At 55.2% G+C, this 12,807-nt stretch carries 10 protein-coding genes; 4 read left to right on the forward strand and 6 right to left on the reverse strand.

Annotated features, from left to right (window positions below):
• The 6 genes from glgX to BLT38_RS02180 form a co-directional block, all read right to left on the reverse strand.
• Entirely contained in the window at positions 1-2,133 is a 2,133-nt protein-coding gene (glgX, locus tag BLT38_RS02155; protein ID WP_156784980.1) for a glycogen debranching protein GlgX, read from the reverse strand.
• A 134-nt stretch (positions 2,134-2,267) separates the two neighbouring features.
• On the reverse strand, positions 2,268-2,750 hold the full coding sequence (locus BLT38_RS02160; protein ID WP_083343699.1) for a cupin domain-containing protein: 483 nt from the start codon (positions 2,748-2,750) through the stop codon (positions 2,268-2,270).
• On the reverse strand, positions 2,747-3,409 hold the full coding sequence (locus BLT38_RS02165) for a TetR/AcrR family transcriptional regulator (protein ID WP_083343700.1): 663 nt from the start codon (positions 3,407-3,409) through the stop codon (positions 2,747-2,749). The genes BLT38_RS02160 and BLT38_RS02165 overlap by 4 nt, the downstream gene beginning before the upstream one ends.
• A 119-nt stretch (positions 3,410-3,528) precedes the next feature.
• Positions 3,529-4,998, reverse strand: a complete 1,470-nt coding sequence (locus BLT38_RS02170) for an efflux transporter outer membrane subunit (protein WP_083343701.1) — start codon at positions 4,996-4,998, stop codon at positions 3,529-3,531.
• Positions 4,998-6,266, reverse strand: coding sequence for an efflux RND transporter periplasmic adaptor subunit (locus BLT38_RS02175; protein WP_083343702.1), 1,269 nt, complete (start codon positions 6,264-6,266; stop codon positions 4,998-5,000). The genes BLT38_RS02170 and BLT38_RS02175 overlap by 1 nt, the downstream gene beginning before the upstream one ends.
• Positions 6,263-9,454: an efflux RND transporter permease subunit gene (locus BLT38_RS02180; RefSeq protein ID WP_083343703.1), complete on the reverse strand. Its 3,192-nt coding sequence runs from the start codon at positions 9,452-9,454 to the stop codon at positions 6,263-6,265. The genes BLT38_RS02175 and BLT38_RS02180 overlap by 4 nt, the downstream gene beginning before the upstream one ends.
• Before the next feature lie 119 nt (positions 9,455-9,573).
• Here BLT38_RS02180 and BLT38_RS02185 point away from each other — a divergent pair, with 119 nt between their 5' ends.
• From BLT38_RS02185 to BLT38_RS02200, 4 genes are all read left to right on the forward strand, one after another.
• On the forward strand, positions 9,574-10,473 hold the full coding sequence (locus tag BLT38_RS02185; protein WP_083343704.1) for a LysR substrate-binding domain-containing protein: 900 nt from the start codon (positions 9,574-9,576) through the stop codon (positions 10,471-10,473).
• Between the two features lie 92 nt (positions 10,474-10,565).
• Positions 10,566-11,075, forward strand: a complete 510-nt coding sequence (locus BLT38_RS02190) for a hypothetical protein (protein ID WP_083343705.1) — start codon at positions 10,566-10,568, stop codon at positions 11,073-11,075.
• A gap of 33 nt (positions 11,076-11,108) precedes the next feature.
• On the forward strand, positions 11,109-11,465 hold the full coding sequence (locus BLT38_RS02195) for a VOC family protein (protein ID WP_083343706.1): 357 nt from the start codon (positions 11,109-11,111) through the stop codon (positions 11,463-11,465).
• Positions 11,466-11,520: 55 nt separating this feature from the next.
• Positions 11,521-12,675: a diflavin oxidoreductase gene (locus tag BLT38_RS02200; protein WP_083343707.1), complete on the forward strand. Its 1,155-nt coding sequence runs from the start codon at positions 11,521-11,523 to the stop codon at positions 12,673-12,675.
• The last annotated feature ends 132 nt before the right edge of the window (positions 12,676-12,807 follow it).

Below are 12,807 nucleotides of genomic sequence, written 5' to 3' on the forward strand. Positions count from 1 at the left end.
TTAGGCGTTGACGACATATTTCCATAACATCAGGCAAAGTCGTGCAAGTGAAAAGACGTCGCCGCCTGCGTGTGTCAATTCGGTCGTCTCAAACTGTTCCGTTGACACGATGAGCTTCCATTGGCCGTCACGCTGCATGTGTGGCAATGTAAATTGCACAGTCGTCTGATGGTCATTGATGACGCATAACAATGTTTCTGCATTACCTTTTTCGGGAAGTCCGGAAGGGCGTGCTTCTCCGTCGATCAACATTCCGAAAGCTTCAGGAAAGTCCAGATTCCAATTCTCGCGATGGCTTTCATTTCCATCGGAGCCGATCCAGGTCAACTCACGAATTCCAAGTTCACTGTCGACCCCCTCATGCAGATATCGGCTGCGGTGAAGGAGCGGAGTGGTCCTTCGCAAGGTCAGCAGGCGCTGCGTGAATGCAAGCATGGGGGCGTTCGTCTCAGCGAGTTGCCAATCCACCCAACTGACTTCGTTGTCCTGACAGTAAGCGTTGTTATTGCCACGTTGCGTACGCCCAAATTCGTCTCCGGCCAGCATCATGGGCGTGCCTTGCGAGAGCAATAACGTAGCCATCAAGTTGCGCATCTGTCGCTGCCTCAGGGCAATGACATCGGTATTCTGCGTGGGCCCTTCTTCGCCACAGTTCCACGAAAGATTATTGTTGCTGCCGTCGCGATTATCTTCGCCGTTGTCCAGGTTGTGTTTGTCGTTGTAACTCACCAGGTCATTCAGCGTGAACCCATCGTGCGCGGTAATAAAGTTCACGCTGGTCCATGGGCGTCTTCCCACGTGATCGAAAATCTCTGGTGATCCGGTAAGTGCTTTGGCGAAATCAGTCGCTCCCGTACGCCCTGTCCAGAAAGCGCGCGCGCGGTCACGGAAAGTGTCGTTCCACTCAAGCCATCCCGGAGGAAACTCACCCACGCGATACCCGCCAGGCCCAATGTCCCATGGCTCGGCAATCAATTTAACGCTGCTCAGAACTGGATCCTGCATGACAGCTTTCAGGAAGCCGGCGCCTTTGTCGAAGCCCCCGAGTTCTCTCGCAAGGATCGTGCTCAGGTCAAAGCGGAAGCCATCGACATGAGTCTCTTCCACCCAATACCGAAGGGAGTCGCAGATCATCTGCAACACACGCGGATGGTTCACATTCACGGTGTTTCCCGTGCCGGTGTCGTTTACGTAGTAACGACGATTTTCTTCGTGAAGACGATAGTAGTTTGCGTTGTCGATTCCCTTGAAGGAAAGGGTGGGACCGCGCTCGTTGCCTTCCGCAGTGTGGTTATAGACCACATCCATAACCACTTCCATGCAACGTTCGTGATACTGCGCCACCATCGATTTGAATTCTTGCAATGCAAAGCGTGGGCGGGCCGCGTAACGCGGGTCGGGCGCGAAGAAACCAATTGTGTTGTAGCCCCAGTAATTTGTCAGACGAAGATCATGCAGATGCGCCTCATTCATGAAGGTCTGAACAGGCAACAACTCAATGGACGTTACACCGAGCGATTCAATGTAATCCACGACTGCTTTGTGGCCCAGACCTTCATACGTACCGCGTATTTCCGGAGGCAATGACGGATGCAGTTTTGTGAAGCCGCGCACGTGCGTTTCGTACAGAATCGTGTCCTGCATGGCGATGCGGCAGGAACGCGGCTTTGGCGGAGCATCATGCCAGGGGAACTGTGGATCGGTAACAAGACATTTCGGAACGAATGCCGCACTGTCACGCGTATCGAATGTCGTGTCATCATGGGTCTCCATGATGTAGCCGAAGATCTCCGGTCCCCATTTCAACTCACCAAGGTGCGCCGTAGCATATGGATCTAGCAGCAGCTTGTTCGGATTAAAGCGATGTCCCTCACCAGGCGAATAAGGTCCATAGACGCGATATCCATAGGCGGTTCCGGGACACAATTCAGGAACGTATCCATGCCATATGCCGTCTGTGTATTCGGGCAGAGAGATGCGCTGCAATTCCTGTTGACCGTTCTCATCAAACAGGCAAAGCTCCACGCGCGTCGCGTTTTCGCTGAATAACGCAAAGTTTGTCCCGTGGCCATCCCATGTGGCGCCTCGTGGTGCGGGTGAACCTTCGTGAACGCGATATGTTTTCTCTGCCAACGTCTGCCGCTTCCTCGTTCTGAAACCTGCTGCTCGTGCAGCGTCCCTCCAGTGTATTGGTCTTCGTGCATCCTTGTGGTGCAAAGACAAACCGCCGGAATATTCCGGCGGTTCGTGTCGTGCTTGTAGAAGTATTACTGCTGAGGTGGGAGAAAGCTGATGCCGTACGGGTCGGATATCTGTACGACCTCTTCTATCACCGGTGGCATAGAGAGCTGTGAAAGCTTTTCCAGGTATTCATCCAATCCGCCTGGAATGACCGTCGCCTGAATGCAACCCATCGCGCTGCCACGATTGCGGAACGTGTGAGGATTGCTGCGCAGGGTATAGGCAGCTTCGCCTTTATTGATCGGGTGCCAGTTCGCTCCATCGAAGATTTCGAACTCACCGTCAATCACGGTGAAGAATTCATCTTCCTTGGCGTGAATATGAGGTGGTGGGCCACCGCCAGGATTTGAATACTGGCGAATGACGCAGAATGTTCCATTGGTTTCCTTGCTACTCACAATGACTTCGACTAGTTCGCTGAAGACATAAAACTGCTTCTTTGCTGTGGACATGGTGTATTGATTCACTTTCAATGCAGAGAAATTCGCACTGCAATCGCGTGCGGTCATGCCTTATTCTTTGCTGCTCTTTTTGCTGCGGGCTTCGCGTGGCGTTGGCCCTCGCGTGCCGAAACTTTCTGATCTCGGTAAAGCTGTGCCAGCAAGGTACGCATGGCCCATTCTGTAGCGCGCGCCGGTTCGCCTTCCTGAAGATGTGCGCGATCGCGCATGGTTTCCCACGCGCGGCCACTGAAGATTGACTGAAAAATGCCGAGCACTCCACGCTTTCCTGCCGCATCCAGATGTGCCGTTGCAGGTGCAAGCGCACGCTCCATCGCAGCGCGACGACGCTCGTTATCGCGCCTGCGCATTTCCTGTCCAGCATTTGACCGCAACAGCCCGCGCATCAAAGGTGCGTGGGCGTCCATACGTGCGTAGACAGGCTCCACAGCGGCAAGCATGTCTGCTTCCGTGTCGGGATAGTGGCTTAGTTCCAATTGGCTATCACTGGTCTTCCATACGGCATCCAGTAATTCTGGCCTTGATGGAAAGTGCCGATAGACCGTGCGCAGTGCAATCCCAGCACGTCTCGCAATTTCCTCGTGCGAGAAGGCTTCTTGCGGTTGTTCCGAGATGAGAGTGAGCGCCGCTTCAACGATGCGTTGGCGCGTGTCCTCCATCTGTTGTTGCCGCAATGGGCTGGAATAGCTGCGCGGTTCTGTATTCATGGCATAAGAGTGTCATGAATACATGATTCGTGTCAATAAAATGTCGCGAATATGAGTTTGCAGAAACACGAAGGGCATGGCGACGGCCATGCCCTTCGTGTTTCGTCGTTCTGTTTGTCTTACGGTTTAGGAAGTTGCGAGGTGTTCCATCCGCCGCCCAGTGCCTTGACGAGAAGGACGGTTGCACCGAGTTGGCGGCGCTGCAGATCAATGTCGTTGCGCTGGTTCTGCAACAGAGCGGTCTGCCATGTGATCACCTGAAGGTAGGTGTCCACACCGCCTTCATAGCGAACATTGAACAGATCAAGTGATTGCTGTGCGGATGCTGTTGCCGCATGTTGCTGCACTGCTTCCTTCTGCAATTCGCGCAGTGCCGCAAGATTGTCTTCCACCTGCGCGAACGCAGTCAGCGTTGTCTGTTGGTAGTCTGCCACGGTGTTGTCGTACTGCGCGCGCGCTACATCGGTAAGAGAGCGTCTGCGTCCGTGGTCGTACAGCGTTTGCGAGAATGTGGGGCCCACTGAGAAGAACCGCGAAGGCCAAGTAAACCAGTTCACTGCGGACGTTCCCATGAAACCTGCAACAGCCGAGATGGAAAGCGTGGGATAGAACGCGGCCTGCGCAATTCCGATCTGTTCATTTGCTGAAGCAGTGCGACGTTCCGCAGCAGCAATATCAGGTCTGCGTTCCAGGAGTTGCGAAGGCACCATACCCGGTACAACTGGCAACACGGGAGGAGCGATCGTCAGCGGTGTACGCGGGATGGTCAGGTTCGCAGGCGGTTGGCCAGTTAGCACGGCGATGGCATGCTCCAGGCGCGTGCGCTGTACTTCAACATCTGTCTCCTGCACCTGTGCAGTTTGAAGCTGCGTGCGGGCCTGCGACACATCGCTAAGCGGTGCAGCGCCGCCGTCATAACGATCCTGTGTGAGTTGCAGGGCCTGCTGGAAGGCCTGCACTGTTTCGCTCAGCAGCTTCTGCTGTGCATCCGCGGCGCGCAAATCCATGTAGTCCTGCGCAAGTTCCGCGTGCAACGATAGCCGCAGATTCTCTTGATCGGCAGCGGTGGCTTGCGCCTGGTCGCCGGCAGATTCAATGGAACGCCGAATGCGTCCCCATAGATCCACTTCGTAATTCAAAGAGAAGGGAAGTGAAAGATCACCTACTCCGTTGGCACCGGCGAGGCTGCTGGACTGATTGAAGTATGGCTGGTTTGTCGATTGCCGGGTTGCTCCCAGGAAGGGCGCGACTCCGACTGTCGGTGCTCTGTTGGCGCGATAGTAGCTGACGTAGGCCTGAGCTGCGCGATAGTTCGCTTCCGCTGCTTTGAGCGATTGGTTTGCGCTATCTACCTTTGCTTCCAACGCATCCAGTTGCCCATCGCCAAACATTGCCCACCAATCACCACGCAGTTGTGCATCGGAGGGTTGTGCCGTCTTCCATCCCTCCGCTTCACCGAACGAGGCGGGAGGAACTTCCTTGAAGGCAGGTGGAGCCATGGATACCGGCTTTTGATACGTAGGGCCGACGCGGCAGCCAGTCAGCGTCAACGCCACAAGTCCAAGGCTGAGTAATGGCAGTTTCTTCATTACTCAAGCCCCTTCGGTGCAACTGTGCTGGTCACACGCACCTGCGCTCCGCTTACCAGCGAATCAGCAGGACTGAGTACGAGAGCATCCTGTGCCGTGATGCCTGAGAGCACTTCCACCGTGTCACCGTAGTCATGGCCAATCTTGATGGGCTTCAGTTGTACGCGGTCATCCTTCACCACGGCCACCTGTGCGCCCTGTGCGCGGAACAGCATTGTGTTGCTCGGAATGGTGAACGTTCCGGGTGCTCCGGGAAGATCGAAATGCACGAACACATACGCACCCGGACGTAGCAGGTTGTTGCGGTTGTCGATGTCTACTTCGACATTCAGCGTTCGGCTAGTGCGATCAATCGCGCTGGAGTTGCGGACGATATTGCCTGTAATGACTTGTCCCGGATTGCTATCCTGCGTGATCTTTGCAACTCCACCATTGCGGACGCGATCGGCATAGAGTTCAGGAATCGCTGCATAGACACGCATTTTGTTGGTATCTGCCAAGTGGAACAGCTCACGCGGATTTGCGGAGCCGGAACCTGCATTGATCAAGTCGCCAATGTCTGTATTACGTGCCGTAATCACGCCGCTGAAGGGGGCCGTGATTTTCTCGTAATTCTGCAGCTCTTCTAACCGCTTCACGTTCGCCTTGCTGGCGTCCACTGCGGCCTGTGCTGCGATGTAGTTGCTGCGTGCCTGATCCGCTTCCTGCTGCGATACGGCATGCTTGGCCAACAGGCTCTGCCAGCGATCGCTAGTAGTTCCAGCAAGCTGCGCATTCGCTTCCTGACGCTCTAGCTCCGCGCGCGACTGAATTAACTGCTGGTCTACTTCAGGCGTTTCAATCAGGGCAAGCAGATCGCCCTGCTTCACATGCGCTCCAATGTCGTAGTACCACTTTCTCAGGTAGCCATTGGTACGGGAGTAGATGGGCGTTTCAATGTAAGCAGAGACACTGCCCGGCAATGTTAGTTCGCCGCTCTTAGAACCTATGGATGCATGCGTCACGATTACAGGAGGGATCGATTCTTGTGCTGTGGTTTCCTGCAGCGACGACTCGTGGGAGCGGCGTGAATAAATTCCATAGCCGATGGCTGCCAGTATGACCACGGCAAAAAGAATGCCGATGGAGCGCATGCTGCCAGGGGCGTCGATGTGGCGTTCCGCATGTGCTTCCTCATGCGCCGGAACTACATCGGTGTGGATGTTGCTCACATCGCTGCGTGCATCGTTCTCTGTTTCTGCGTCGACGATGTGGGATTGCTCACTCATGCATGCACCTCTGCCAGTTGCTCCTGGCTGCGCTTGGGATTAGATTTTTTGCGACCGTGAATCAATGCGAAGACGGTAGGAACGAAGACCAGCGTGGCGCAGGTCGCGCACAACAGACCACCGATCACGGCGCGTCCGAGTGGTGCGTTCTGCTCGCCGCCATCGCCCATTCCCATAGCCATGGGAACCATGCCGATGATCATGGCCATCGCAGTCATCAACACAGGGCGGAATCGCGTTGCGCCAGCTTCAATGGCTGCACGCAGCGCGTCTCCGTGCTCTTCAAGTTGCTGCTTGGCGAATGAAACCACAAGGATGGAGTTTGCTGTGGCCACACCCATACACATAATCGCGCCCATCAGTGCGGGGACACTCAATCGCGTTCCAGTGAGGAACAAGAAGAGGATGATGCCAGCCAGTGCCGCAGGCAACGCTGTGATGATGATGAATGGATCCACCCAGCTCTGGAAGTTCACAACGATCAGCAGGTAGACGAGCACGATGGAGAAGACAAGGCCACCGACAAGGCCAATGTAAGAACTGCGCATCGTCTCCACCTGGCCCTTCAACGTGATGTAGGTGCCACGAGGCAGGTCCTTGCGATCTTTTCCAAGAATCCGTTCAATATCTCGGCTTACAGCTCCAAGATCGCGGTTTTGGACACTGCCATAGATATCCACCACACGACGGATGTTGTAGTGGTTCACCACGGTCATCTCTGTACCGCGCTTCACCGTGGCAATGTCACTCAGAATTTCCGGCTGTCCGTTGCCAGCACCTGCTGCAATGGAGGTGCTGCGATTGATCGGTACATTCTGGAGATCCTGAACGGTGTCCATCTTGTATTGCGGAGTCTGCGCGGCCATGTTGTAGTTCACGCCGTTCTTCCAGTTCAGGAAGAACATTGGCGTTACCTGGAATGAGCCGCTGAGAGTGTTCAACAAACTCTGCGAAACGTCGCGCGCAGTGAAACCGCCTTGCAACGCTTTCGTACGATCCACATCAATGTTCAGTGTGGGACCGTTAAAGGGCTGTTGAATGCGAAGGTCTGTCAGGCCAGAAACATCGCGCAGTTGGGCCAAAATCTTATCCGCCTGCGCCTTGCTTGCGATGATGTTGTTGCCTTCAATCTGAATGTCGATTGGAGCAGGAATGCCAAAGTTCAGAATCTGCGTCGTGATGTCCGCTGGCAACATGTAGAACGTCGCCTGCGGGAACATCTTCGGAAGATCGCGACGGAGAGCTTCTACGTACTTCGCTGTGGGGTGGTGATCTTCTTTCAGCGTGACGAAGATGTCCCCATCGCCTGCGCTAATCGTGCCATTCGTCAGATGCTGCGTGTTCATCGACGAATACGGCATACCGATGTTGTCCAGAACGCCGGACATTTCATCGGCTGGAATGGTCTTGCGAATCTGGTTCTCTACCTGGTCAAACAGGTTGGCCACTTCTTCAATACGCGTACCCGTTGGGGCGCGCACATGCAATGTGAACTGACCACTGTCTGTATCCGGGAAGAAGTCCTGCCCCAGGAAGGGAATCAGCAGCATGCAGCAGAGGCAGATGCCAAGAAATACAGGGACAAATGCTTTGCGTGCTGCAATCAGGCGACGCAACAGACCGTCGTAGGCGTCACGGACCTTGTCAAAGCGTGCATTGAAGCCCCTCTGAAAGCGCGCGAAGAAGCCATTCGCATGCTCACCGTGCGCATGTGCCTTCAACAGATACATCGCCAGCGTAGGAACCAATGTACGGCTGAGGATGTAGCTTGCCAGCATGGCAAACACCACGGCTTCAGCCAACGGCACGAACAGGTAACGCGATACGCCGCTCAGGAAGAACATGGGCAGGAACACGATGCAGATACACAGCGTGGAAACCAGGGCTGGCACGGAAATCTGCGCAGCACCCTGTTCGATTGCTTCCAATAGTGGATAGCCATCTTCCAGATAGCGCTCAATGTTTTCAATGGTGACGGTGGCGTCATCCACCAGGATGCCGACGGCGAGCGCAAGGCCACCAAGCGTCATCGTGTTGATGGTCTCGCCAATCAGTCCAAGCACAATGACCGACGTCAGAATCGACAGAGGGATCGAGATGGCAATGATGATCGTGGAACGCCAGCTTCCCAGGAAGACCAGGATCATGATGGCCGTGAGAACAGCAGCGATGATCGCTTCACGGATCACGCCCTCCACGGCGGCACGCACAAACACTGACTGATCGCCCAGTGGCGTCAACTGCAACTGAGGTGGCAGTGTGGTCTTTACGCGTGGCAGCGATTCACGAATACCCTTCACAACGTCCAACGTGGAAGAGTTGCCGTTCTTCAATACGCTGATCAGAACGCCGCGCTTGCCGTCCTGGCGCACGACATTCGTTTGGAACTGGAAGCCTTCTGCCACCGTGGCTACATCGCGGAGGAAGATCGTGTTTCCATTGGCCTGTTTGACGGGCAGGCCTTGTAGATCTTCAATGGTGCGCGGTGCACCGTTTGGACGGACGTCATATTCGGTGGTGCCGATTTTGATCGTTCCTGATGGCGTAATTACATTCTGTTGCGAGAGTGCCGCCAACAAGTCGCCTGGAGCAATGCCTTTGGATTGCATTGCCGTCTGATCCATCGAAATGGTTATCTGGCGCAGCTTACCGCCATACGGCAAGGGCACAACTGAACCGGGGACCGTCACGAACTGCGTACGCACAAAGTTAGTGGCGTAGTCGTTCAACTGTGCTTCGGACATGCCCTGGCCGGAAACGCCGATCTGAACGATAGGGACGCTGGAAGCGGAGAAGTTAATAACCTGCGGTGGCAGAATGCCGGGAGGCAACTGGCGCAGTTCATATTGCGATGCTGCCGTGACCTGCGCGTTGGCGGTGTCAAGGGAAGCTCCGGGCTGCAGGAAGACGCGAATAACGGCATATCCGTTGTAGCTGGTGGATTCCGTGTGCTGAATGTTGTCCACCAGCGTGGTCAGTGCCTTCTCATACGGAGTGGTTAGTCGCCCTTCCACTTCTTCCGGATTCAGGCCGGTATACGTGAAACCAATCGAAATAACCGGGATGTTAATGTTCGGGAAAATGTCGGTTGGCGTGCGCAGGATCATGATGGGCGCCGCCAGCAAAATCAGCAGCGCCAGCACGATAAAGGTGTAGGGGCGGGTTAGCGCAACCTTGACGATCCACATCCGGTGGTTATCCTCGCGGGCCGCAGAAGCGGCCTTTGTACTATCAGATTCCCCACCCACCTGATTTGCACGTGGTTTCTTCCGTGCATACCTATCGGAAAAACCGATAGCATGCTCGCATGGAACTCCGTCATCTCCGTTACCTCGTGGCTGTCGCAGAGCAGCAAAGCTTCAGCCGCGCTGCAGCGCATCTGCATGTCTCTCAATCCGCTATCAGCGAGCAGATGGCCGATTTGGAGGATGAGGTTGGCGTGCGTCTGCTGGAACGCGGTCATCGACGAACGGAACTAACGGAACCCGGCAAGATCTTTCTGGAACACGCACGTCGCGTACTGGAGATGAGTCGCACCGCTGTTCTGGAGGCACAACGTGCCGAACGCGGCCAGGTGGGTACGCTCCGCATTGGGTTTTTTGCTGGCGGCGTGGGAGACGGTTTTCCGGCGCTTATCCGCAACTTCCGCGACACACATCCGGGCGTGGAACTAACGCTTATGGAGATGCATGTCACCGAGCAATGGCGTGCCTTGCAGGACGGCCGCATTGATCTTGCCTTCACCCGTGCTCCCGAGCCGCAGATGCGCCGGGATATCCGCTATGAAGTCATTCAACACGATCCCATGGTGGCCATTCTTCCTCTAAACCATCCCCGTGCATCCGCGAAACGGCTGGATGTGAAGGATCTTTCGGGGGAACGCTTCGTCGTCTCATCCCGCGGCACATCGCCCAGTGTTTACGACAAGGTCATTGAGCTTTGCATGACAGCGGGTTTCACACCAGAAATTGCCAGTGTTTCTACGGTATGGAGCAGCGTTATCCTCATGGTGCAGTCGGGCGAGGGGGTCTCGATTTTGCCGTATAACCGGCAGCAGATTGGGTTTCGCGATCTGGCATTCGTTCCGCTCAAGGCGAAAAATGCGTTTGTAGAGCTTTGTGTCTGCTGGACGGCACGTCGCGACCGCATCCTGCTCCGCAACTTCCGCGAGATGGCGAAGGAGCATGTCCGGACTGGTCGTTTGTAGCTCTACGGGTTTACTGGCGTGATTCTGCGGTGCGCGTGTGCATATCTCTCAGCGTCTACATACATAAGCTCTTTAAAGAGAGGACTTCCCCCATGCGCCTTCGTCATATTGCAGCCACTGTTGCACTTTCCATGTTTTCCATCATCTGCGGCGCCAATGCGCATGCGCAGACAGCGATTTATGCGCAGGCCACTGGGCAATCGAACAATCTCACGAGTGGCAATGGCTACTTCTGGGGTCCGACCTTCGGTATCTATCACGACAGTCACAGCTTGGCGCTGGTTCACATTGGATACGATGTGCGCGGCTCCATTCTGAAGAATGGCAGCGCACAGTTCTCCAGCGGCCTGGGTGGCATCCGCGCCTCGGTCGTGCCGCACGTCATTCCCATCAAGATTTATGCTGAGGTGCTTGGCGGAGTGGGTTTTATCAGCAACGGCTCCAGTTCCACAAACTTCCAATACCAGATCAATGGTGGTCTTGAGTACACCTTGCTGCCGCATATCGACTGGCGTGCATTGGAAGTTGCGTATAACGGATACTCTGGAAATTCTGTGGGTAATCCCGTCGCACTATCCACGGGCATTGTCTTTCGGCTCTAATCCATAAGCGCTGTGCGCCTTGAGGAAACTGGCATGAGCCAGATACGAAGCGTTTTCGGAACGCCTGTGCCGGAACTTCCTGTGGCGGATGTGCCTCGTGCGCAGCAGTATTACCGGGAAGTGCTTGGCTTTGAGGTTGGATGGCTCTATCCGGGCGATGAAATTGGTGCTGTATTACGCGATAACGTGACCATCTTTTTTCGCAAGAAACAGCCGCCGTTTGAGGCCGCGATTCACTGGATACATGCTCCCGACATCGAAGCGTCTTATCGAGAATTGACTGACCTCGGGGCAAATATTGTCGATCCACTCGCAGAGAAACCCTGGGGCCTGCGTCAATTCACCGTGCAGGATCTGGATGGCAACTTGTTCCACTTTCACCACGGGTAAGTAAGCGCGAATGCGGACTGAAGTGGTCGGCATGATAACCTAATAAGTGACCACGATGAGCACTGAGACGCAGAAGTACACCCGCAATAATCCCTACGAATCGAAGATGCTGGTCAACTATGTGTTGACCGACCGGGACTCAGAGAAGGAGACCCGTCATATCGAACTGGCGTTGGAAGAGGGCATGGCTTACACGCCCGGCGACGCAGTCGGCATCCAGCCCACCAACCGCGACAGCGAAGTGGAAGCAGTTCTAAAGGCGCTCAACTTCAAGGGCGACGAGAAGGTTCTCGACTTCTTCAAGAAAGAAGACACACTGGACAATGCTCTGCGCACCAAGCTGCACATCGGCAAGCTGACGCGCGGCAGCGTAAATAGCTATGCCAAGATTGCGCCTGAGTCTGTCCCAGGCCTCGACTTCTTGAAGTCGCTTGCCGGACAGGACAACAAGTCTCGTGCAGAAGAGTATGTCTGGGGACGCGAGTTCCTCGATCTGATCACGGAGCATCCTGGCGGAATCACCGACCCTCAGCAGCTTTTCACCGTGCTGCAGCGCCTCACGCCGCGTATGTACTCCATCGCGTCTTCGCAGGCGAAGCATCCGGATGCCGTGCACACCACAGTGCGCGTGGTGCGTTATCACACACATAGCAGGGATCGTCAGGGTCTGTGCTCCGGCCATCTCGGCGAGCGTGCCGACGAGGGCAGCACCATGCCCATCTTCTTGCACGCCAATGCAAACTTCCGCCTGCCGGAAGACACAGAAACCCCGGTCATCATGGTGGGACCTGGCACCGGTGTTGCTCCGTTCCGTTCGTTCCTGCAACACCGTCAGGCGCACGGCCAGAAGGGCAACAACTGGCTCTTCTTCGGTGAGCAGCGGTCGGCTTCGGACTTCCTTTATAAGCAGGAGTTCGAAGGCATGCTGAAGGACGGCACGCTTACACGTCTGGATACTGCCTTCTCGCGCGATCAGACGAAGAAGATTTACGTGCAGGATCGCATGCGTGAGAGCCGCCAGGAACTGTGGGCATGGCTGGAGCGCGGTGCGTATTTTTACGTTTGCGGCGATGCTTCACGCATGGCCAAGGACGTTGAGCAGACTCTTCTCGATACCATCGCGGATGGCAAGGACTGCAGTCCGGAACACGCGCAGGAATACCTCAACGATCTTAAGAAGCAGAAGCGTTATCAGCTTGACGTGTATTAAGTTCGAGCATGAACACAAGAGAAAGGCACCCTGCAGAGGGTGCCTTTTCTATTTCATAGCGAGAAACTGAGCAAATTAAACCAGAGGGATTCGAACACACACGGCAGCCAACGACGCATCCAACGGAATCGT

The sequence above is a fragment of the Terriglobus roseus genome (assembly GCF_900102185.1).
Classification (GTDB): domain Bacteria; phylum Acidobacteriota; class Terriglobia; order Terriglobales; family Acidobacteriaceae; genus Terriglobus; species Terriglobus roseus_A.

Bases quoted from the DNA above. Each gene is read 5' to 3' on its own strand.
- BLT38_RS02175 (WP_083343702.1), bottom strand. From the start codon at position 6,266: ATGAGTGAGCAATCCCACATCGTCGACGCAGAAACAGAGAACGATGCA.
- BLT38_RS02170 (WP_083343701.1), bottom strand. From the start codon at position 4,998: ATGAAGAAACTGCCATTACTCAGCCTTGGACTTGTGGCGTTGACGCTG.
- BLT38_RS02200 (WP_083343707.1), top strand. From the start codon at position 11,521: ATGAGCACTGAGACGCAGAAGTACACCCGCAATAATCCCTACGAATCG.
- BLT38_RS02190 (WP_083343705.1), top strand. From the start codon at position 10,566: ATGCGCCTTCGTCATATTGCAGCCACTGTTGCACTTTCCATGTTTTCC.
- BLT38_RS02185 (WP_083343704.1), top strand. From the start codon at position 9,574: ATGGAACTCCGTCATCTCCGTTACCTCGTGGCTGTCGCAGAGCAGCAA.
- BLT38_RS02180 (WP_083343703.1), bottom strand. From the start codon at position 9,454: ATGTGGATCGTCAAGGTTGCGCTAACCCGCCCCTACACCTTTATCGTG.
- BLT38_RS02195 (WP_083343706.1), top strand. From the start codon at position 11,109: ATGAGCCAGATACGAAGCGTTTTCGGAACGCCTGTGCCGGAACTTCCT.
- BLT38_RS02160 (WP_083343699.1), bottom strand. From the start codon at position 2,750: ATGACCGCACGCGATTGCAGTGCGAATTTCTCTGCATTGAAAGTGAAT.
- BLT38_RS02165 (WP_083343700.1), bottom strand. From the start codon at position 3,409: ATGAATACAGAACCGCGCAGCTATTCCAGCCCATTGCGGCAACAACAG.